The sequence below is a fragment of the Arthrobacter sp. STN4 genome (genome assembly GCF_024539665.1).
GTDB lineage: Bacteria > Actinomycetota > Actinomycetes > Actinomycetales > Micrococcaceae > Specibacter.
The window spans coordinates 29,561-50,849 of sequence record NZ_JAKZGX010000025.1 but is presented as its reverse complement, the minus strand read 5'-3'; the positions used below and the strand labels follow the sequence as shown (position 1 = coordinate 50,849).

Annotated in this window: 20 protein-coding genes; 4 read left to right on the top strand and 16 right to left on the bottom strand. The window is 66.5% G+C overall.

The window, feature by feature from the left end; translation table 11 throughout:
• Positions 1–117 precede the first annotated feature (117 nt).
• On the top strand, positions 118–696 hold the full coding sequence (locus tag MMF96_RS15555; protein ID WP_256884054.1) for a dihydrofolate reductase family protein: 579 nt from the start codon (positions 118–120) through the stop codon (positions 694–696).
• Here MMF96_RS15555 and MMF96_RS15550 read toward each other — a convergent pair.
• The 7 genes from MMF96_RS15550 to MMF96_RS15520 all read right to left on the bottom strand — a co-directional run bounded on the left by MMF96_RS15550 (position 668) and on the right by MMF96_RS15520 (position 7,463).
• On the bottom strand, positions 668–1,150 hold the full coding sequence (locus tag MMF96_RS15550; protein ID WP_256884053.1) for a rhodanese-like domain-containing protein: 483 nt from the start codon (positions 1,148–1,150) through the stop codon (positions 668–670). The two genes, MMF96_RS15555 and MMF96_RS15550, sit on opposite strands and share 29 nt — an antisense overlap.
• Complete coding sequence (locus MMF96_RS15545; protein ID WP_256884052.1) at positions 1,150–1,782, bottom strand: bifunctional 4-hydroxy-2-oxoglutarate aldolase/2-dehydro-3-deoxy-phosphogluconate aldolase; 633 nt, start codon at positions 1,780–1,782, stop codon at positions 1,150–1,152. Before MMF96_RS15545 ends, MMF96_RS15550 begins: the two co-directional genes overlap by 1 nt.
• 16 nt (positions 1,783–1,798) lie before the next feature.
• Entirely contained in the window at positions 1,799–2,749 is a 951-nt protein-coding gene (locus MMF96_RS15540; RefSeq protein WP_256884051.1) for a sugar kinase, read from the bottom strand.
• 8 nt (positions 2,750–2,757) lie between these two features.
• The gene (locus MMF96_RS15535; RefSeq protein WP_256884050.1) at positions 2,758–4,329 is read right to left on the bottom strand and encodes an amidohydrolase family protein; all 1,572 of its coding nucleotides are present in this window, start codon (positions 4,327–4,329) and stop codon (positions 2,758–2,760) included.
• Between the two features lie 31 nt (positions 4,330–4,360).
• Positions 4,361–5,650 (bottom strand): amino acid aldolase, encoded by a 1,290-nt coding sequence (locus MMF96_RS15530; protein ID WP_256884049.1) that lies wholly within the window; start codon positions 5,648–5,650, stop codon positions 4,361–4,363.
• 17 nt (positions 5,651–5,667) lie between these two features.
• Positions 5,668–6,060, bottom strand: coding sequence for a RidA family protein (locus tag MMF96_RS15525; protein WP_176616611.1), 393 nt, complete (start codon positions 6,058–6,060; stop codon positions 5,668–5,670).
• A 68-nt stretch (positions 6,061–6,128) separates the two neighbouring features.
• Positions 6,129–7,463 carry an MFS transporter gene (locus tag MMF96_RS15520; protein ID WP_176616610.1) on the bottom strand — a complete coding sequence of 445 codons (1,335 nt, stop codon included), beginning with the start codon at positions 7,461–7,463 and terminating at the stop codon, positions 6,129–6,131.
• 141 nt (positions 7,464–7,604) lie between these two features.
• On the opposite strand from MMF96_RS15520, the gene MMF96_RS15515 reads away from it, so the two are divergent.
• Positions 7,605–8,342: a transcriptional regulator gene (locus MMF96_RS15515; protein WP_256884048.1), complete on the top strand. Its 738-nt coding sequence runs from the start codon at positions 7,605–7,607 to the stop codon at positions 8,340–8,342.
• Between the two features lie 135 nt (positions 8,343–8,477).
• Here the strand turns inward: MMF96_RS15515 and dmpG are convergent, their stop codons facing one another.
• From dmpG to MMF96_RS15480, 7 genes are all read right to left on the bottom strand, one after another.
• Entirely contained in the window at positions 8,478–9,512 is a 1,035-nt protein-coding gene (dmpG, locus tag MMF96_RS15510) for a 4-hydroxy-2-oxovalerate aldolase (protein WP_256884047.1), read from the bottom strand.
• Complete coding sequence (locus MMF96_RS15505) at positions 9,509–10,459, bottom strand: acetaldehyde dehydrogenase (acetylating) (protein WP_176616607.1); 951 nt, start codon at positions 10,457–10,459, stop codon at positions 9,509–9,511. The genes dmpG and MMF96_RS15505 overlap by 4 nt, the downstream gene beginning before the upstream one ends.
• A gap of 10 nt (positions 10,460–10,469) precedes the next feature.
• Positions 10,470–11,279, bottom strand: coding sequence for a 2-keto-4-pentenoate hydratase (locus MMF96_RS15500; RefSeq protein WP_256884046.1), 810 nt, complete (start codon positions 11,277–11,279; stop codon positions 10,470–10,472).
• Positions 11,276–12,217 carry a 3-carboxyethylcatechol 2,3-dioxygenase gene (locus MMF96_RS15495; protein WP_176616606.1) on the bottom strand — a complete coding sequence of 314 codons (942 nt, stop codon included), beginning with the start codon at positions 12,215–12,217 and terminating at the stop codon, positions 11,276–11,278. The genes MMF96_RS15500 and MMF96_RS15495 overlap by 4 nt, the downstream gene beginning before the upstream one ends.
• Positions 12,186–13,910 (bottom strand): bifunctional 3-(3-hydroxy-phenyl)propionate/3-hydroxycinnamic acid hydroxylase, encoded by a 1,725-nt coding sequence (locus tag MMF96_RS15490; protein WP_176616605.1) that lies wholly within the window; start codon positions 13,908–13,910, stop codon positions 12,186–12,188. Before MMF96_RS15490 ends, MMF96_RS15495 begins: the two co-directional genes overlap by 32 nt.
• Positions 13,911–13,949: 39 nt before the next feature.
• A complete protein-coding gene (locus tag MMF96_RS15485) occupies positions 13,950–14,819 on the bottom strand; it encodes an alpha/beta fold hydrolase (protein WP_176616604.1) in 870 nt (289 codons plus the stop codon).
• Positions 14,820–14,949: 130 nt separating this feature from the next.
• Complete coding sequence (locus MMF96_RS15480) at positions 14,950–15,648, bottom strand: IclR family transcriptional regulator (RefSeq protein ID WP_176616603.1); 699 nt, start codon at positions 15,646–15,648, stop codon at positions 14,950–14,952.
• 198 nt (positions 15,649–15,846) lie between these two features.
• Here MMF96_RS15480 and MMF96_RS15475 point away from each other — a divergent pair, with 198 nt between their 5' ends.
• Together MMF96_RS15475 and MMF96_RS15470 are read left to right on the top strand one after the other, a co-directional pair.
• Positions 15,847–17,232 carry an MFS transporter gene (locus tag MMF96_RS15475; RefSeq protein WP_176616602.1) on the top strand — a complete coding sequence of 462 codons (1,386 nt, stop codon included), beginning with the start codon at positions 15,847–15,849 and terminating at the stop codon, positions 17,230–17,232.
• A 5-nt stretch (positions 17,233–17,237) separates the two neighbouring features.
• Positions 17,238–18,272: an MBL fold metallo-hydrolase gene (locus MMF96_RS15470; RefSeq protein ID WP_256884062.1), complete on the top strand. Its 1,035-nt coding sequence runs from the start codon at positions 17,238–17,240 to the stop codon at positions 18,270–18,272.
• A gap of 204 nt (positions 18,273–18,476) precedes the next feature.
• On the opposite strand, the gene MMF96_RS15465 is transcribed toward MMF96_RS15470, so the two are convergent.
• Both MMF96_RS15465 and MMF96_RS15460 read right to left on the bottom strand, forming a co-directional pair.
• A complete protein-coding gene (locus MMF96_RS15465; RefSeq protein ID WP_256884045.1) occupies positions 18,477–20,327 on the bottom strand; it encodes a bifunctional sugar phosphate isomerase/epimerase/4-hydroxyphenylpyruvate dioxygenase family protein in 1,851 nt (616 codons plus the stop codon).
• Positions 20,327–21,232 carry a shikimate dehydrogenase gene (locus MMF96_RS15460; RefSeq protein ID WP_256884044.1) on the bottom strand — a complete coding sequence of 302 codons (906 nt, stop codon included), beginning with the start codon at positions 21,230–21,232 and terminating at the stop codon, positions 20,327–20,329. The genes MMF96_RS15465 and MMF96_RS15460 overlap by 1 nt, the downstream gene beginning before the upstream one ends.
• Between the last annotated feature and the right edge of the window lie 57 nt (positions 21,233–21,289).

Sequence of the window (21,289 nt, the reverse complement as noted above, 5' to 3'; positions counted from 1 at the left end):
GGACGCACCGGGGAACGCCGATCACACTGGCCGCGGGGCTGTCGGGGCACCGGTGCGGGGAGCATAATGAATGGGTGGAACGTGGACTGTCCGTCCACGGCACCTGAGGAGGTTGCCATGACCGCCAGCTACACCTTCGATGTCTTTACCAGCCTCGACGGATTCGGCTCCGCCAGCCGCAATTGGAGCGGCTACTGGGGCAAGCAGGGCCCCGAGCTTCTCGCCCACCGCCTTGCCCTGTACGGGCCAGGGCAGCGGATGGTCTTTGGTGCCACCACTTTTCGGCAGTTCGTGCAGATGCTGGCCGGGAGCACCGACGACCCGGCAGTGCGCGACCCCTGGGTCACCCGGATGGTGGGCATGCCGGCAACCGTGGTGTCGACGACGCTGAAGGAACCGCTCGACTGGCCGGATGCGACCCTCGTGAGGGGCGACGCCGTCGACGTCGTTGCCCGGCTCAAGGAGGAGTCCGAGGTGCCGCTGCGCTCCCACGGCAGCTTGTCGATGAACAGGGCCCTGATGGCCGCCGGCCTGGTGGACCGCATCCAGGTCACGATTTTCCCTGTGATCACGGGACAGACCGGGGAGGGCCCGATCTTCCAGGGTGCGGCCGACTTCGATCTCGAACTGCTCGAGAGCACCACGCTGGACGGCCGTACCCAAGAGCTCATTTACCGGCCCATCCTGCATGCCTGAGGCCGTGCCCCGGGACAGGGGCCGGCGCTGCCGCGTGGACGGCCTGGTCCGATTCTGCGGTAACGAGCGGGTCGGATTCGAGGCGGGGGCCCGTACCGGCCGTGATCACGGGGAATCCGTTCCTTACCCAGTATTCGTAGCCGCCAAGCATCTCACGCACCTCGAAGCCCGCAGCGAGCAGGCGGCGTGCGGTGTGGGTGGCGCCGTTGCAGCCGGGTCCCCATCCGTAGACGATCAGCGTGCGGTCGCGGGGAAGGGCAGCGGGCAGGGAATCGAGTGCGTCCTCGGGCAGGTGCATTGCCCCTGCCACGTGTCCGTGGTCCCAAGACCGGCCTTTGCGGGTGTCGACGATGACCGCGTTGCCGCGGGCTTGGGCCCGGGCGGCAGCCACCACATCGATTTCGTAGGCCAGTCTGGCGTCCACAAAGGCGAGCAGCTCGCTGCGGGGGGCCACTACCGTGCCCCCGTCGTGCCCAGGCCGTCGTTGCCAAGCAGCGCTGCGAGTTGGGGCAGTTGGGACGGGTCGTCCAAGGCGGAGCCGACGGCGGCGACGCGCGCTCCGGCGAGCAGGAACCCGCCGGCGTTGCCTGCATCCATGCCGCCGGTGGTGACGAACTTCGCCTGCGGGAAGGGTCCGTGCATGGCCTTGATCCACGAGGGGCCAAGGACCGATGCGGGGAATGCCTTGAGCCAGGTCAGGCCCGTTGCCAGGGCCAACTGCACCTCGGTGGCCGTGGCGACGCCGGGCAGGGGAGGCATGCCGGCCTGGGCTGATGCCCGGACTACCTCAAGGTCCAGGCCCGGGCTGACGGTGAACTGCGCTCCTGCCTGGGCGGCGCTGCGGACGTGCTCGACGGAGACGACGGTCCCGGCACCGACAACCTTGCCCCTTTCGCGGCCGGCTGCGGCGACCCTTTCCAAGGCCCTGAGGTCCTCCGGGGTCTGGATGGGGAGCTCGACGACGTCGATGCCCAGGTCCCAGGCGGTGGTTGCGACGGCAAGACTGCGTTCGGCACCCATTCCGCGAAGGATGGCCATGAGGGGTGCCGCGGCAAAAACCTCATTGAACTGTTCGTTCCCAATCATTGTCTTTTCGGTCCTTTCAGACGGTGGTGGCCGCGTCCACGGCGCGCGGATCCGGGTCGGTGGGGGTGGCGACAAAATCGCTGGTGGAGAGCAGGACCAGGTGTGCCCGTGCGTGGCCCGCCCGCAGGCGCTCCCGCGTGCCGCCACCCTGAATGGCTGCGGCGAGGTAGCCGGCGGCGAAGGCGTCGCCCGCGCCGACCGCCTCGACCACGTTGGTGGGGATTGCCGGTTCGAACACGGCTGGTCCCGCGCCGAATTCGGTCGCGCCGACGTCGCCGTCCTTGACGATGAGCCGTCCGGGGCCCGGCAGCAGCGTGCGTACTTCTTCCGGCGTGGTGCAGCCCCAGAGCGCACCCGCTTCATCCAGGCCGACAAAGGTGATGTCGGCGCGATTGGCGAGGGCGTGCAGTGCCGGTGCCGCGACGCCGTCGGGCCACAGGGGCGGACGGTGGTTGACGTCGAAACTCAGTGCTGCGGCGCTGGCGGCAACACGTGTGGCGACGGACCCGACCAGCGCGGCGCAGTTTGCCGAGAGCGCCGGCGTAATTCCGGAGAGGTGCACGATGGCGGCGTCTTCGAGGGGAACGGACGCCACGGTGGCCGGGCCCATGCCGGCTGCGGCCGATCCCCGGCGGTAGTACAGCACGCCCTGGCCCGGGTCCTTGAAGTACACCCCCGTCGGGGCCGCCGGGTCACAGGTGACCCAGCGGGTGTCCACGCCGTGGCCCGCGATGTCGTGGAGGATGCGGTGGCCGAGCACGTCGTCGCCCAGCACGCTGACCCACGCGGCCCGAACGCCCAGGCGGGCGGCATGGCTGGCCACATTTGATTCCGCCCCGCCCGGGTGGAGGGAGAGCTGCCGGGCCGTGCGCAGCGGCCCGGCATTTTCGGGCGTGAGCATCATCATGGTCTCGCCGATGGTGATCAGCTGCGGCGCCGCGGCCGCTGGATAGATGGTGTGGGGCACGGGGATCCTTAGCTTTTGCTGTTTTCGTGTCTGAGGCCCAATCCGGGCCGGGCCGCTGCGAGCGCGCCTTCGGCGAGTACCGGCCTGCCGGCCACCAGCACGTCGGCGATCCCTGTTGCTTCACCCAGGGGGCGTTCGTATGTGGCGGTGTCGGCCACCGTGTCGGGGTCGACGACGGCAAGGTCGGCGATCCAGCCGGCAGCCACCGTGCCGCGCCGGCCCAGGCCGAAGCGGGCCGCCGGGGCGGTTGAGAGGTGGTGGACGGCCTGCGGCCAGGACCAGGTTGCCGTTTCACGCACGTACTGCCGCAGGTACCGGGCGAAGGTCCCGCGGGCGCGCGGGTGCGGATGTGCGCCGATGAAAATGCCGTCGGAGCCGCCCATGTGGCCTTTTTGTGAGAAGATGGCGGCCAGTTCGGCGACGGGCCGCTGGTGCCGCACCGCCATGACCGCGTTGACCTCCAGGCGGGAGGCGGCGAGCACATCCAGGGTGAAGTCGATCGGGTCGGTGCCGGCCCGGGCCGCAGCGGCTTCGAGGCTCAGTCCGTGGGCCCAGGCAAATTCTGGTGCGGCGATGTGGGCCAGGGTGATCATCGAGGGCCATTCGGGCCCGAGGCTGGCGTTGCGCTCGATTGTGGGAAACCAGTCCCGGCGCAGGCGGGCACGTTCGGCCGGGTCTGTGATGGTGGCCAGGACCGTGTCCGGCGGCAGGACGGAGAGCCCGGGGGGCAGCAAGGGCATGGCCAGCAGGGTGCAGCCGCGGGTATAGGGATACGCGTCAAAGGTCGTGTCAACGCCCCTGTCCCGGAGGAGGCGCAGCTGTTCGTCGATGATGTGTGCCTGGGCGTGGAAGTGCGAGATGTGGATGCGGGTGCCCGAGGCCGCGGCAATCCGGGCAATCTCCAAGACCCCGGCAGCGGAATTTGCCTCGTAGCCGCCGCGCATGTGTGTGACGTAGATGCCGCCGGCGCGCGCGACCGGCCTGCACAAGGCCGCAATTTCGCCGGTGCCGGCAAAAATGCCGGGCACATAGTCCAGCCCGGTGGACAACCCGACGGCGCCCTCGCGCAGGCCCTGTTCGACCAGCGACTCCATGCGCGCAAGCTGCGACGCGTCGGCAGCGGCGCTGGAGCGACCGCATACTTCCTGGCGGATGGTTCCGGCGGGGACAAGGTAGGCGAAGTTCAACCGGGACCGTCCCCCCACCGCGGCAAGGTACGCCGCGACGCCGCCACCGGCATAATGCAGGTGGGTGCCGTTGATCGCGGCAAAGTAGCTGCTCGCGTATTTTCCGTTGCCGGGCGCGTAGGAAACACCGTCCTGGCCGGTGATGACCGTCGTCACGCCCTGCCTGAGCAGCGCCCGCTGCACGTCTTCGTCCTCTGCACGGCCGTCGGCGTGCGAATGGGTGTCGATGAATCCGGGCAGCACGAAGCGTCCGCGGCAGTCGATGGTCCGGTCGTCCGGTCGTGCGGGGATGGCACCGACCCCCGTGATGGTGTTACCTTCGATTGCCACGTCGGCTTTTCGTAGGCCGTCGTTGTTGACGACGGTTCCACCGCGCATCACCAGGCGCATCATGGGGTCCTTTCAGGAATGTTCATGGTGTTGGCTAGAAGAAGGTCCGGACCAGTCCGACCACGAGGTCGCTGGATGGGGAGGCCGTGACCGGCAGGTAGGGCCATTTGTCGAAGGTGGTGCACGGGTGGGAGAGCCCCAGTGAGACGACCGCGCCCACGGGCGCATCCCGGCCGGTGAGCCGGAGGTAGCTGTGTTGGTCGTTCATGGCCGGAACGGAGGCGCCCGGCAACGTCGTCCACGGGCCGTGGAGGTCCGGGGCAAGTAGGCGGGGGATGGGCAGGCCCTCGTCGAAGGGAAAATCGCGTTTGCCCCCGTCGAGGAGGGCCAGTCCCTGTTCCGGGTGCGAGACCACGCGGGCAATTCCGCGGAGGGCGGAGCGGAACCGCTCCGGGGCCTGCCGGCCCTCCGGACCTCCTTCGTCGAGGGGGGAGATCCGGCGGTAGAAGCCGTCGTCGTGGGTGATATAGGCGCCGCTGCGCAGCGTCCATAAGGTTCGCCCGCCCGCCGCCATGGCGGCGCCGTAAACTTCGGCGACGACGTCGAAATAGGCGCTGCCGCCCGCCGTGACATAAATGTCGCCGTCGTCGTAAAGCCCGGCCAGGTCCCGGTGCAGTTCGACCTGCCGGTGGAGGTAGCTGCGCACGGCCGCCAGTGTTTCCTCCGACCGGTCGTGCCCGAGGGCGCCCTCGTAGCCAGCGACGCCGGCCAGGCGGACGACGTCGGAGGCGGCAACACGCCGTGCCACCTCGACGGCCTCGCCGACGGTGCGGGCACCGGTGCGTCCGCCAGCCGCGCCAAGTTCGACGCAGACGTCCACCGGCCGGGGCGTGCCGGCGTCGCGGAGCGTCCGTTCCATCGCCTCCACCGTTGCAACGGAGTCCACCCAGCACAGGAAGCGCAACTGCGGATCGACAAGCTCACCGGCGAGGTAGCGCAGGGACCGGTCGTCGACGGCGGCGTTGGCGAGCATGATGGAGCTCAGCCCGAAGGTGCGCGCGGTGCGGACCTGGCCCATGGTGGCCAGGGTGATGCCGATGCTTCCCGCGTCGAGCTGGTGCTGCCACAGCTGCGGGGCCATGGTGGTCTTGCCGTGCGGCATCAGCTTGAGCCCGCGGGCGGAGCACCACAGCGCCATCAGGTCCACGTTGGCCTGCATGGCTTCCTGGTCCAGGGCGACAATGGGCGTCCAGAACTCCGGGAGCCTGGGCCCTGTCGCCAGAAAGTCCCGCACGGTCATGCCGGCTGCGCGCACCGGAAGGCCCTTCTCGCGCGGGGAAAGGCGCGCATTCCCCAGCTCCCCGAGCAGCAGCTTGTGTTCCATGGTGTCCGCCCCGGCCCCTACTTGCCTTCCGGCAGGGCGGCGACGACGTCGATCTCAACGAGGATGTCCGCCAGCTGCGACCCGACCGTGGTGCGCACGGGATAGGGTTCGGAGAAGAATTCCTTGTACGCTTCGTTGAATTCGGCGAAGTCGGCCAGGTCCGCAAGGTGCACGGTGGTCTTGACACAGTCGTCCATGGTCAGGCCGCGCTCCTTGAGGATCATCTGGACGTTGCGCAGCACCTGGCGCGTCTGCTCGGCCACGGACGTGGGGACGGCGCCGGTGGCGGGGTCCTGCGGGCCAAAGCCTGCCGTGTAGAAGAAGCCGTTCGCCGCAATGCCCTGGCTGTAGGGTCCCGCCGGCTGCGGGGCGTTGTTGGTCTGGAAGGCGGTCTTGGCTGTTGAATTCATGAATCGTACCTTTGGTCTCTTGGTGTTTTTCAATGTACCGGTGCAGGGCGCCCGGGCCCGGGCGCGGGTCAGGCGTGCAGCCGGCCGGCGTTCTCGACATCGGGCCGGAACGAAGCGTAGGCGGTGGCAATGATGCCGATGAGGCAGATCAGGGCGGCATAGATGATGACCGGCCACACGCTGCCAAATGCTGCGGCGAGGGCCGTCGCGATCAGGGGTGCGAAGCCGCCGCCGATCGTGTTGGAGATCTGGTAGCCGATGTTGACCCCCGTGGTGCGGGCTTCGACGTCGAACATCTCAACGAGCATCGTTTGGAGGGTGCCTTGCATGGCCACGCCCGGGATGACGAAGCCGATGATCATGCCCAACCAGATGAGCACGGCCGTTTCGGTGCCGTAGAGCAGGAAGGCCGGATAAATGAGCAGGGCAAAACCGACGCAGCCGCCGATGTAGGTCTTGCGGCGCCCGATCTTGTCCGACAGGCTTCCCCACAGCGGTGCCGCGAAAATCTGCAGGACACCCACAATCATCGTCCCCATGAACCCCACCTGGGCGTGGGTTCCCTTGGACACCATGTAGGCAAGCCCGAACGTCAGGATGATGTACCCGGCAATGCTCTGGGGCAGGCCGATGAGAATGCCCAGGATCGCATTCTTCGGGTGGCGGAAGACCTCCTTGAGCGGGGACCTGCGCGTTTCCGGCTTCATGGCCCGGGCTGCGGCGAGTTCCTTGAATTCGTCGGACTCATCCAACTTGGAGCGCAACACGATGGCAATGATCGCCAGCACCAGGGCAAAGACGAACGGGATCCGCCAGCCCCAGGTGATGAAAAACGAGTGCGAGCCCGCTCCCACCGCCACCATCAGCCCGGCCGAGGCTACGTTCGCGATTCCTGCTCCACTGATCAGCAGCGCCCCGAAAAGTCCACGCCGGCCGGCGGGTGCATGCTCGACGACAAGTGTCGCCGCGCCGCCCATTTCCCCGCCCACGAAAAGGCCCTGGCACATGCGGAAGAGGAGAAGCAGGACCGGCGCCGCGATCCCGATCGAGTGCGCCGACGGAATGAGGCCGATGGCTGCCGTGGAGATGCCCATGCCGATGACCGTGATCATCAGCGTCACTTTCCTCCCCATGCGGTCCCCGATGTGGCCAAAGATGAGGCCCCCGACCGGTCGCAGGAGGAATCCAAAGGCAAAGCTGGCAAAGGAAGCCAGCGTACCGACGACTGCGTTGTCGTTGGGGAAGAACACCGTGGGGAACACGGTGGCCGACGCCAGCCCGTAAAGGTAATAGTCGAAATATTCCATCAGGGTGCCGACTGCACCGCCCGCTATGGTGCGGCGCTGCTGCGCCGAAATCCCCGATCTCCACGCTGTTGGCTGCGCCTGCCTTGTTCCTGTCATGGGAGCCTCCTTGCCCGCCGCGAAAAACATGTCCGTGCCGCCGGGAGTCCCGCGACTTCGTCCAAGTTAGCACTCACTTGAACATTTTGTCTACGGCTTTTACAATTTGTCTATAGCGTATCGGACGTATAGGACTGTCTTATGAGTGAGGACGTGACGATGATGAGTGGTGCCCCGCCTGTTGTGGACCACCTGGCGCACATGGGGACCTATGAGTCGGTGAAGGAGATCCTTCTCGCGTTCCGCCCCGTCATGCACGCCATGGCCGCTGCCGTGGGGCCGGGCTGCGAGGTGGTCTTGCACGATCTCTCCGCACCGGAACCGGATCTCAGCCACACCATCGCGGCGATTGAAAACGGCCATGTCACGGGCCGCGAAATTGGCGGCCCGTCCACGAGCCTTGGGGTGGGCGTGATCCACAACCAGGCAGCGGACCACAACGCGTTCGGATACCGCGGCATCACCAGCGACGGACGCCAGCTGCGCTGTTCGTCCGTGTACTTCCGCAACTCGGCCGGCCGGATCATCGCTGCCCTGTGCATGAACGTCGACGTCAGCGCCATACAGCAGGCCAGGGCCCTTCTTGACGGGCTCCTGCCACACGAATCAACCAGCACGCAGGAGCAGCCGGAGGAATACTTTGGACGCGACCTGGTCTCCGTGATGGATGTGATGATCGCCGAGGCGATCGGCGAGATTGGCAAGCCTGTGGACCAGATGAGCCGGGATGACCGCATTGCCGTGCTCACCAAGCTGGACCAACAAGGCGTGCTGCAGATGCGCAAGGGCATCGAGCGGATCGCGGCGCGCCTGGACATCTCGCGGGTCACGGCCTATTCCTACCTTGATGAGGCCCGGACCCAGGCCCCGCTCCCTTAGCCCCGCCGTTTCGTTCAGCCACGGCGCATGAAAGTTTGCCCGGTCTTTGGTGGCGGGGATTGTTTGGGGAATGCCACGGGCCCGTCCGGCGTCCTGTGGTGGGTGCCGGGCGGGCCCGTGGTGTGGTTTGGCGTCTTAGCTGGTGGTGGCGAGTTGGACGGCGACGTCGATGATCATGTCTTCCTGGCCGCCGACGTAGCCGGCTTTGCCGATTTCTTCCAGGATTTGCCAGGCGGGCACGTTGTAGCGTTGGGCGGCGCGTTCGGCGTGGAGGAGGAAGGAGGAGTAGACGCCTGCGTAGCCTTGCATGATGGAAGCGCGGTCCATGATGGGCATGCGGGTGATGAAGGGTTTGACGACGTCTTCGGCGGCGGCCATGAGGCCTTGGACGTCGGTGCCGGTATGGATGCCCAGGCGGTTGAAGGTGGCGGCGAGGACTTCGGTGGGGGAGTTCCCGGCCCCGGCGCCGAGGGCGAGGAGGGTGCCGTCGATTTGCTTCGCGCCGGCGCGTGCGGCGTAGACGGAGTTGGCGACGCCGAAGCTGAGGTTTTGGTGGCCGTGGAAGCCGACCTGGGCGTCGGTGCCGAGCTCGGTAACGAGGGCGGCGACGCGGTCGGAGACGTCTTCGAGGATGAGGGCGCCGGCGGAGTCGACGACGTAGATGCATTGGCAGCCGGCGTCGGCCATGATGCGGGCCTGCTTCGCCAGGTTGTCGGGGCTGGTGCGGTGGGCGAGCATGAGGAAGCCGACGGTTTCCATGCCGAGCTTGCGGGCGTGGGCGAAGTGCTGGATGGAGACGTCGGCCTCGGTGCAGTGGGTGGCGATGCGGGCCACGGAGGCGCCGGCGTCACGGGCCTGGTTGAGGTCGTGGATGGTGCCCAGGCCCGGGAGCATGAGCACGGCGATTTTCGCGTTCTTCGCCTCATCGACGGCGGCCCGGACCAGGTCCAGTTCCGGGGTGAGGGAGAAGCCGTAGTTGAAGGAGGAGCCGCCGAGGCCGTCGCCGTGGGTGACTTCGATGACTTCCACGCGGGCGTCGTCGAGGGCGCGGACGACGGAGCGGACGTGGGTGGGGGTGAATTGGTGGCTCATGGCGTGGGAGCCGTCGCGCAGGGTGGTGTCGGTGAGCCGGACGCTGTAGTCCGGCGCTGTGGCGTTAGGGGTGTTCATGCGTGGGCTCCTGCGGTTCTGGCGGTGTTGGCGGCGGTGGTGTTCATGCGTTCGGCGAGAAGGTCTGCGGTGCGGGTGGCGGCTGCGGTGATGATGTCGAGGTTGCCGGCGTATTCGGGGAGGTAGTCGGCGGCGCCGCGGACCTGGATCCAGATGCCGACGCGGCCGTTGCCGTTCCAGTCCTCTCGGGCGGTGTCGAATTGGGGTTCCACGCGCAGGGCGTAGCCCGGGACGTAGGCCTGGATGTCGGCCACGGCGGCATCGATCGCTGCACGGATTTTGTCCTGGAGTCCACCGGGTTCGGCGGCTGCGGCGGGGATGGCGCAGTAGACGGTGTTGCGCATGATCATGGGCGGTTCCACCGGGTTGATGATGATGATGGCCTTGCCGCGTTTGGCCCCGCCGACCACTTCCAGCGCCTTCGAGGTGGTTTCGGTGAATTCGTCGACGTTCGCCCGGGTGCCGGGCCCGGCGGACTTGGAGGCGATGGAGGCGACGATTTCGGCGTACTCGACCGGGACCACGGAGGACACCGCGGCCACGATGGGTGTGGTGGCCTGCCCGGCGCAGGTGATCATGTTTACGTTCAGCACGTCCTGGAGGGAGTCCAGGTTGACCACGGGGCACAGGTAAGGGCCCACGGCGGCCGGGGTCAGGTCGATCGCGTGGATGCCGGCGGCCTTGTACCGGGGAGCGTTGGCCTCATGGGCCTTCGCGGAGGTGCATTCAAAGACGAAGTCGGGCAGTTCGTCCTGGGCCAGGAGCCAGTCAACGCCTTCGGCGGAGGTCGTGATGCCCAGCCTTGCGGCGCGGGCCAGGCCGTCGGAGGCGGGGTCGACGCCGATCATGTACTTCACCTCGACGTTGGTGCTGCGGCGCATGATCTTGAACATCAGGTCGGTGCCGATGTTGCCCGAGCCGACGATTGCGGCTGTTTTCTTTGCCATGGTGGTGTCCTTAGTGCGTGAAGTGGATGGTCAGGGAGCCCAGCGGGCCGAAGTCGGCGGTGGCGCTGCTGCCTGCGGTGACGGGTTCGGCCTTGGTGAAGGAGCCCGGGAGGATCAGCTGCCCGGCTTCCAGGGCAACGCCCTGTTCGCCCAGGACGTTGGCCAGCCAGGCCAGCGGGGCGACGGGGTTGTCCATCACGTCTGCACCGGTGCCGCGGCCCAGGGTGTGCCCGTCGATGACCAGGGCGCATCCGATGCCGCCGAGGTGGGCGGGGTCAATGTCCAGGGGCTCGGTGCCGACGGCGATCGCGCCGCACGAGGCGTTGTCCGCCACGGTGTCCACGAGGGTGATGTCCCAGTCGCTGATGCGTGAATCGATGATCTCGATGGCCGGGTAGACGGCCCCGATCGCCGCGGTCGCCTGTTCGACGGTGATGCCGGGCCCGTGCAGGGTGTCCTTGAGGACGAAGCCGAATTCCGGTTCGACCTTGGGGGAGAGGAAGGCCGTGGCAGGAATCCGGGCGCCGTCGTGGTGGACCATGTCGGTGAAGAAGTAGCCGAAGTCCGGGGAGTCCACGCCGAGTTGTTGCTGCATGGCCACGGATGTCAGGCCGACTTTCCGTCCGGCCAGCACCCGCCCGGCAGCCAGGTGGTGCTCCAGCTGCAGGGACTGGATGGTGTAGGCGTCCTGCAGGTCCATGTCCGCCACCCGGTCCCGCAGGGGGGCGACGGGGACAAGGGTTTCGGTGGCCGTGAGCAGTTCCCGGGCCAGGGACTCCAGCAGCGCGCTGCGTTGGGTGTTCATGGGGGATTCGCTCATTTCCTGGTTACCGCGGTGGTGACGCCGAAGCCGGCGATGTATTCCTTGATGGGTTTGTAGAAGTCATAGGTGACCTCGTAGTCGCCTGCGGCGGCCAGGGCGGAGTAGGCGGCGACCCAGGTGCGGACCTCGTGGGAGGAGTTGCCGGCCGCTGCGGCCATCTCGGCCGGGATGTACGCGTCGAAGCGGGAGACGTCACCGGATTTGCAGGCCTCGATGAAGTTCCGGTCCCAGTCGGGGTTCAGGTCCATGATGTCCGCTTCACCGCGGGCGAAGGCCTTGGCGGTGTCGATGGTGCGTTGTTGGCGTGCGGCGCGGGCTTCGGGGGTGGGGTGGCGGCCGTTGGTGAGGAACGCACGTTGTTCCTGCGTGGCCGTGGCGATCTGCGGCACGGGCGGGTCATGGGAGAGCCCGCCGGAACCGATGAACAACACTCTTTTATCGGTGTCCTTGAAAAAGGAGCCGACGGCGGTGCCGAATTCGCGGATGCGGCTCATCTTCGAGAACGGCGGCGCGACCGAGTTGACGAAGATCGGGATGACGGGGACCTGGCCCAGGTCCCCGAAGATGATTTCCATGGGTTGCACGGCCCCGTGGTCCACTTCCATCTTGCGTGAGATCGCCGTCTCGATGTCACGGGCGATGACGTGTTCGGCAAGGTCCATGGCCAGGGAGGTGGGCACGTTCAACGGCCCGTCCCAGGAATCATAGTCGCCCGTTCCTTCGGCTTCGTAGCCGATGCAGAACGGTGGCATGAGGTCGTAGAAGAAGCCGTTGTAGTGGTCCGGGCCGAAGTTCACGACCAGGTCCGGCTTGAAGTCCGCGGCAAAGGCGCGCACCTGGTCAAAGGCTGCCTCCACGGCGGCCTTGACCTCGGCGGGTGGGTTTGTGTGTTCCAGCAGCGGGCTATGCGACATGCAGATGAGTGCGAGTGGCATCGGTGGCTCCTTCGGTGAATGAGAGTGCGTGAAGAATGGCGTGCAGGGCCCGGGGTGCATCCTGGGCCAGGGAGGCGGCGGCGACGAAGCGGTCCGGGCGCAGGAACAGCACCGGTGTGGGCCGGTCGTCGAACCACGCCTTCAACGCCCCGGTGGTGTCCCCGACCACGACGACGTCGCTCGGGTAGCGTGATTCGGCCCAAGTTCGTTGGGACTCGGGCACCGCGGCCACGAAGGCGGCCCCGAGGGATTCGAGCCGGGCAAGGTCGGCGGAGTTGAACATGCCCTTCGGGTTGTTTCCCCACGCCAGCACCGTCCACCAGCTCCCGACGGCGTCGTCGAGGCGAAGCGCGGGATGGGCCTTCGTGGCGACCAGCGGCTGGATGAACTGCACACCGACCGGGGAGGTGCGGTTGTTGGAGGTCCGGGTCGGGATCAGCCGGCCGGTCAACGTCGCGCCCGCCCGGCCTGGAGTGAACGTCGTCGGGTCCACGACGACGCCGCTGGTGTAGCGGGGCATGGGCTTGAAGCGCATGTCCGAGAAGTAGGACTTCACCGTGGGGAAGAGGTTCAAGGCCGCGGCCAGGGCGTCGCGTCCGGCCACCACGAACGGGTTGGTGGGCTTGATGATGTTTCCCAGGGTCAGGGACAGGTCGATCATGGCCTTGGCATGGTCGCGGCGCTCGGCGTCATAGCTGTCCAGCAGCCGTTCGTCGGCGTCGCCTCGGAGCACGGTGGCCAGCTTCCAGGCCAGGTTGGTCGCGTCGCGGACCGCGGAGTTCCAGCCCTGCCCCATCCATACGGGCATGAGGTGGGCGGCGTCGCCGGCGATGAGGCAGCGGCCCTTCCGGAAGGACCCGGCGATGCGCCCGTGATGGGTAAAGACGCGTTCGCGGATGATCTCCAGTGCCGAAGGGTCGGGCACGTGGTCCTTGAGGAGTCCGTGGATGAAGGCCTTCTCCATGACCTGGGCGTCGGTTTCGTGGTCGAAGATCATGAATTCCCAGCGGCGGATCGCATGGGCCAGGCCAATGGAGACGTACGGGCGCTTGGGGTCAGCGCCCAGGAACACGTTGGGCGTGCCGAGGGGGTCGTTTTCCACATCGACGACGAGCCAGCGGGTGGAGGGGGACTGCCCTTCGAAGCTGACCCCCATGCGTTTGCGGGTTCCGGACTTGCCCCCTTCGCAGCCCACAATGTATTTGGCGCGGACCTGCCGGGTCAGCGGTGTTCCGGTGCCGTTGTCGACCTCGACCGTGGCGGTGACGCCCGCGGCCGTTTCGAGAACATCGACCACGCGGTGGTTGAAGTGCATGGAAACACGGGGAAAGCGCTGCAGGCCCTCGTGCAGGGCCTTGTCGACCAGAGGCTGCACGAATCCGTTTTTGCGCGGCCAGCCAAACTCGTCGGCCTTGGGCTCGTTGGTCATGATGACCTTGCCGCGGCCGTTGACCAGGCGCATGATGTGCTGGGCGGTGGTGTGCGGCAGGACGGTATCACTGAGGCCGGTGGTTTGCACCGAGCGCAGGGACTCGTCGTCAATGCCGACGCCGCGCGGGTAGTCGATGAGCTCGGGGAGCTGTTCGAGCAGGGTGGCCTCGTGGCCATACAGGCCCAGCAGGTTCGCCAGCATCAAGCCGGCCGGTCCTGCCCCGACTATGAGTACCTCGGTGTCGATTGCTTGTGGTGTCATTGGTTTTCCTTCCACCGCGGGTGGTCCTTCCGGTGGCGCTTAGCGGTCCAGGAGGAAGTCGAGGATGATCTTGTTGAACGTTGCCGGGTCCTCGTACTGGGGCCAGTGCCCGCAGTTCTCCATGATCGCCAGTTCCCCATTGGGGATGAGGGAGGCGATCCGGCGCCCTTCATCGACAGGACCGGAGGGGTCCTTGGTGGTCCACAGGACCAGGGCCGGGGCCTTGATCTGGCCCAGGGCCTCATCGGTGAGCATGTTGCGCTTGCGCGTGGCCAGGTCCTGCAGGGCCATGTTGGACGTGCAGGCCTTTAGCCAGTCCGGCTGGGAGAAGATGGCCTGGCGGGTCTTGATGAGGTCGTCGGTGACCATGGACGGATCAGCCATCAACCATTCCAGACGGGCCTTGACGCGCTCCCAGGAAGGATCCTTCGCCGCCTCCATCGACAACGTGAACAGCCGTTCCATCACGGCCGGGTTCGCCATCGTCCCGCCCATCGTGTTCAACAGGATCCGCTCCACCTTCTCGGGATGGTCAATGGCGAACCGTGCCGCCACCCAGCCGCCCAGCGACTCGCCCGTGAAAAAGGCCTTCTCAGCACCGATGGCGGCCATGAACTCCAACAACTGTTCAATGTAGTCCTTGATTTCCAAGGGGCGGTCCGGCTTGGAACTGTAGCCGTGGCCGATGAAATCGATCGCCCAGACCGAGAAATGCTCCGACAACGCCTCCAGGTTGCGAACATAAGCCTCCGCGTGGCCCGTAATGCCGTGCATGGCAATCAACGCCGGCTTCGACGGATCCCCCGCATGAAGATAGCGGGTGCGGTACTTCGGGGCCTGGATGAAACCCTGGCTGAACTCAAGCTGCGCGAGATCGGACCAAACACTGGTGAACGAATTTTCGGACACGAAGACTCCCTTGGATTGTGTAAATAATGCACGTGAATAAACACTAAGTGCACGGCGATGATTAGTATCACACCATGTGGGAGTGATCCATGTCAAGGGACGGCGGCGCGCAAGGCGCCGGCCGGAAGGGCTAGGCCATGCGGCTGGAAATACGTGCGGCTGCGGCCATGACGGCGCCGGTGGCCGATTCCGCCAGTTCCTTGCGGGTGGTGATGAGGTTGACGCAGGCCGGGCTTTCCCAGGCAACTCCGCGCAGCGGTGCGGCCAATCCATACATGTTGGGCTCCACCTCCCCGTAGGTGAGCGAATATCCGTTGGCCCGCGCCAGCCGGACCCCTTCCGGGTCGAGCGGAGACGGCGGGAGGCAGGAGCTGATGGCATGGCCGGCCGCACCGAGGTTCAAGGGGTGGCGGCTGCCTTCGGCGAAGGAAATCCGGTAGGTGCGGTTGCGCGGCTCAACCACAGCCAGCGCGACGGCGTCGGGTCCCTCCTGGACGATGAGTGAAACCGTTTGGCCAAGCTCGTTGGCAAGCTCGGCCAGGACGGGCATGGCGGCCTCACGCATGGCCGAGTGGCCGGCGCTGGAGAGCTGCAGGAGGCCCGAGGCCCCGCGGTACCGGCTGTCGCTGCCCTTGTGGATGAGCTGTGCGTCGCTGAGCGTGTTCAGGATGCGGTAGGCGATGGTCCGGTGGACGCCGATCTGGTCGGCCACGTCCTGGATGGTCATCCCTTCCCTTGCTGACGCGACGGCCTTCAGGACCGTGATGCCACGGGCCAGCGTCTGGGAACCGGCCGTCCGGGAAGCTGGAACTGCTGCGTTTTCACTCACCTGGCCATCCTATCCAGTAGTTCGACACAGCCCGGGCTGCGCTTGCGACCCCCGTGGCAGTCCGCCGAATTTCCCCCCGGGATTGACAGAACCGGGTGACTTCACTCACAGTAGAATTATTATCGCCTGCGGCCATGCGTTATTTACACAACAGCTGCCTGGATAATTCCTCCCTTCCTCTCGAACGATGGAGTTCCCATGAGTATCACCCCCACCCCGCAGCGGGGCCCCGACGCCGGGGCCAAGCGGCTCAGCGATGGCAAGGACCGCCGTCGTGCGCTCGTTTCCGGCTACCTGGGCTCGACCGTGGAGTTTTACGATTTCCTGCTGTACGGGACCGCGGCGTCACTGGTATTTCCCGAACTGTTTTTTAGTGGCGTGCCGGAGGCCGTCGGCGTTGTCCTTTCCTACGTCACCCTGGCCGTGGGATATGTCGCCCGGCCGCTGGGCGGCGTCATCTTTGGGCACTTCGGTGACAGGTACGGCCGCAAAAAGATGCTGTTTGTGACGATGGCGCTGATGGGGGCCGCCTCCGTGTTGGTCGGCGCCCTGCCCGGCTCGGCACAGATCGGTGTGCTTGCGCCCGTCCTGCTGGTCACGCTGCGCGTGATCCAGGGCATCGCCGTCGGAGGCGAATGGGCAGGGGCCACGCTCCTGGGCATGGAACACTCCAAGGCAGGCAAACGCGGATTCAGTGCGAGCATCGCCGTCAGTGGCGGTCCCTCCGGATCGGTCCTGGCAACCATTGTGTTGGCCCTTTTCACCATGCTGCCGGCAGGCCAGTTCCTGGCCTGGGGCTGGCGTGTGCCGTTCCTGCTCTCCGGCATCCTCGTGGTCATTGCCTTGTGGCTGCGTTACCGCGTGACGGAGTCCCCGATCTTCCTCAAGGCACAGCTAGCCGCCGAAGCGGCTGGAACCGTGCGGGCCGGCGTTCCGGTTGTCACCGTGCTGCGGAACCACTGGAAGGCTGTGCTCGTTTGTGTCCTCGCCGGCCTGGCGCCCTTGTTCCTGCAGTCGCTGATGGCCACCTTCACGCTGACCTATGCCGTCAAGTCGGGCCAACCGCAGACACAGGTCCTGCTGATGATGACCATTTCAACATTCCTGCACATTTTTGCCATCCCCGCGTGGGCGGCACTTTCGGACCGGGTCGGCCGCCGGCCGGTCCTGATCGCCGGAACCATCGTTGGGCTGGTGGTCATCTGGCCGATCTTCGCACTTGTCGGAAGCGGCAACATTTGGCTGCTGCTGTTGGGCTACATCATGGCCAACCCGATCGCGCAGGCCATGATGTACGGACCGATCGGCGCCTTTATCAGCGAGAAGTTCCCGACCAAGCTCCGTTACACCGGCGTCTCCCTGTCCTATCAGCTGGCCACCACTCTGGGCGCGGGCTTCGCACCACTCATTGCAGCGGGCTTTTTGGCCACCGGCCACGGCTCGACGTGGATGTTGTCAGCCTTCTTTGGCGTCCTGTGTGTTGTCAGCGGGCTTGCCTTCTTCGTGGCCAAGGAAACCGGGCGGTCCAACGGCGCGGAGAGTGACCCTGCCAGCTTCGAATCCGATGGGCTGGTCAAGGCGTGACTTCAATGGTGGCCGGTGTGTCGGCCTTGAACCCCAGGGTCGTCACGCTGGGCACTGCCGGCGGCCCCATGTGGTGGACCGGGCAGGGGGCCGGAGCACGCAGCGGCATAGCCACGGCAGTATTGGTCAAGGACCGCTGCTACCTTGTTGACTGCGGGCATGGGGTCGGGCGGCAATTGATGCTCGCCGGCATCGGCATCTCCTCGATCTCCGGGATCTTCCTGACACACCTCCATTCGGACCACACGATCGACCTTGGGTCCCTGGCGATTTTCGGCCTCTACGACCTGAAACGGGGAGACAAGATCAAGCTCATGGGCCCGGGGGACCGCGGCATGGTGCCCCGGCCATCCGGGCGGCCCGCGGAGGCGCCCGTGCCGGTGTTTCCGGACCGGCCCACCCCGGGGACGGTGGCCTTGTTTGATGCCATCCTGGGAGGTTATGCCACCGACCTCAATGACCGGATTTTCGACACCCTGCGGCCCTCGCCCTACGATTTCCTTGACGTGGAGGACATTGCCCTCCCGGAAGGGATTGGCTACCACCCCAATGACAACCCGGCCCCGGACATGGAACCGTTTGAGATTTTCTCCGACGAACTGGTGACCGTCACGGCGATTCTGGTCCGGCACGCGCCGGTGGCGCCCGCCTTTGCCTTCCGCTTCGACACTGCCGAGGGGTCTGTGACCATCTCGGGGGACACCGGGCGCTGCGGCAACGTGGTGCGGCTGGCGCGCAATACCGACCTGCTGCTCCATGAGGCCATTGACCTGGACTGGGTGCATCGCGACCGGCCCGGGGTTCCGGCGGAATCGTTGCAGGCCGCGATCGACCACCACACCCACGCCCACACATCCGTCGCGGACTGTGTTGCGGTGGCCACGGAAGCGGGCGCGAAGGCGCTGGCACTGCATCATTTGGTGCCAGGCACGGCTCCCAAAGCGGTGTGGTGGCGCGGGGCGGGCGGATTTGCCGGCGAGTACCTGGTCCCCGACGACCTCGAGGAGATTTCCTTCGCAGGCACGGCTACGCGGGGGTAGCTGCGGCGAAGCCGACGGGCGGCAGCGCCGGCAAAACCTCCCGTGGGGCGGGCGGACGCTGTACGACTGGTTCGGCGCGCAGCGATAAATTGGGGCGGGCCTGCGGGTTCAGGCGCCCCGACTTGCCCGGCGGATCCTTCCAGGAAATGACGGGGCCGAGTGCGAAGGCTGCACCGTTGCGGACCGCTGCCGGCCCTCCGCGTTTTAGCAGCTGTCACGCCGGAGTTCATATTGGACGGCGTGCCTGACGGGGGCGTTGGGTGCCCCGTATCCGTCGTAGCTGCCGCGGCGCTCCACCATTTCAAGGAAAACGCTGCCCACGGTGGCCGTGTAAAAGTGCAGGAACTCCCCGGCGGGGTCACGGTCGTAGAGCAGGTCCAGTTCCCTGAGCGTGTCCAGGAATCCTGTTTCGAGGTCGAAGCGGGCCGCCAGGTCCTCGTAGTAGTTGGCCGGTATGCGCAGGAACCGCAGCCCGCGCTTTTTGGCGGCCCGCGCGGTGGCGACCAGGTTGTCCACGCGAAAGGCGACGTGCTCCTGGTAGGCCTTGTTGCCGCCGTCGACCTGTTGGACCAGAGGGGCCAGGTTCAGCACCAGGCGCACGCTGCGGTCCGCCGTGTCCATGACTTGGGAGCGCACCAGGCCGGTGGGACTGGGCACCTCGGCGAAGGGTTGCGGTGTCAGCGCCAGGGCGCTGCTGTAGAACAGCACTGCTTCGTCAAAATGCTGCCACGGCTGGGCCAGGTTCACGTGGTCGATGACGGCTCCGGCACCCGGTCCACGGCGCCCGGCCGGGGCCGGCCCAAACTCGTCCGTCCAGCCCGCCGTTCCGTCCCCGCTGCCTTGGCACAGGAAGATTTCCGTCGAGTCGGGGGCAGCGAAGCCCTGGAACACCTCCTCGTCGGCCTGGGCCTTGCGGGGCACCGCCGGCGCCTTCAACTGCTGGGCTCGCGAAGACGCCAGCAGGGGGTTCTCCACGTCGATGCCGACGGCGGAGATGGCCGGTTCCGCTGCCGCCGGGCCGCTTTGACTGAGGACCACGCGGGCCTGTCCCATGGTCCACAACCGGACGTCCTTGGTGCGGTGGCTGCCCCGGGGGCTGAAACCGAGCTGGCCCAGCAACGTCTCCAGCTGTGACGTGTCCGCGGCCTTTATTTCGGCAAAGTTGAAGCCGGTCGGCTCGGGAACGCGCGGAAGGGTGTCCAGTTGCAGCGGGAAGCGCCCGGTTTCCCCTTCCCCGGCGAGCCACGCGGCGCCCTGTTCCTGCAGCCACACCAGCGACCGCATGGCATCCACGGCGGTCCGCTCCACGTCGGACTGGCGGAACACGTCATTGAAGATTTCCAGTGACACGGCTCCGTCATAGCCGGTGCGGGCCAGGTGGCCCATGAACTTGGCCAGTTCAAACTGGCCCTCCCCGGGGAAAACGCGGTAGTGGCGGCTCCAGGACAGCACGTCCAGGGACAGCTTGGGTGCGTCGGCGACCTGGACGAAGAAGATCTTCGACGCCTCCATTTTTTCGATCGGGGCGGTGTCCCAGTCGCGGGAGAGGATGTGGAAGGAGTCCAGACAGGTGCCCAGGTTCGGGTGGTCCACGGCCTGCACTAGACGGTGCGCGTGTTCGTAGTCATTCACGTAGCGGCCCCAGGCGAGTGCCTCGTAGGCAACCTTGACGCCGTGCCCTCCGGCACGGCGGGCGAGCTGGGAGAGTTGCCCGGCCAGCACATCGTCATCGCCCCGGGTGGCGGTCGCCACATTCGAGCAGGCCAGAATGGTGTCGATGCCCAGCCGCCCCATCAGCTCGAACTTGGCGTCCGCACGGCGCAGGTTCGCGGCGAGCAAGCCGTCGTCGACGCCCTCGAAGTCCCGGAACGGCTGATACAGGTCAAGCGTCAGGCCCAGGTCGGCAGCCCGCCGCCGCACCTCCTCCGGGCTCATCGACGAGGTGACGAGGTCCTGCTCAAAGATTTCGATTCCGTCAAAACCGGCCTTGGCACAGGCTGCCATTTTCTCCTGCAACGTCCCCGACAGGCAGACCGTGGCGATCCCGGTGTGCATCAGCAGGCTACCCTGCCCGAACGGTGCCGGGCATCATCTTCCCGGGCAACGAGGTCCAGGAAATGGGTGCGCATGTGGTCGGCGTCGGCATCCCTGCCGGTAAACAAGCGGAAGGCGTCAACTGCCTGTCCCACGGCCATGCGGCCGCCGTCCATGACCTGGCAGCCGCGACCGCGCGCAAACCGCACCAGATCCGTCTCGATCGGGCGGTAAACGATGTCCGCCACCCAATGCCGTGGTGTCAACAGCCCCAGGTCAAAGGATGCCCCGGGGTGTTCCTTCATCCCCATGGGGGTGCAGTTGACCAGGCCGTCGGCCCGCGGCACCAGGGCGGCCAATTCTGCGCTGCCGCGGCCGGTGACGGATTGGTCCGGGAACATCTGCTGAAGTTCGGCCGCACGGCCCGCCGCCCGGCCGGCATCGACGTCAACCAGGTCCAGGCTTTGCACCCCGGCGTCCAGCAGGGCGTAGGCGACGGCGGAACCTGCCCCGCCGGCGCCCAGCTGGACGACCCGGTTGAGTGGGGCCTGTGGCAGGCCGGCTGCAAGGGCGGAACCAAAGCCGGAAAAATCGGTGTTGTGCCCGATGAACCGGCTTCCCTGGATCAACACCGTGTTCACGGCACCGAGGCGGCGCGCGTCGTCGGAAATTTCGTCAAGGAACGGCAGGACCAGCTGCTTGCAGGGGTGGGTGATGTTTAGTCCGTTAAATCCCAGGTGTGCGGCTGCTTTGAGCAATTCGCCAACGGCCGCCGGAGGCATCCCGACCTCCAGCAGGTCAATGGGGCGGTAAAGCAGGCGCAGGCCAAGGCGGTCTGCTTCGCGTTCATGCAGGGCCGGCGACAACGACGGCAGGACACCTTCGCCAATCAGGCCCAACAATATTGACTCGGCGACGTTACTCATGCGCAGTACTCCTTAGGCAATGAAACGGCGGCCCATGAACGGCGATCCTTCCAGGGC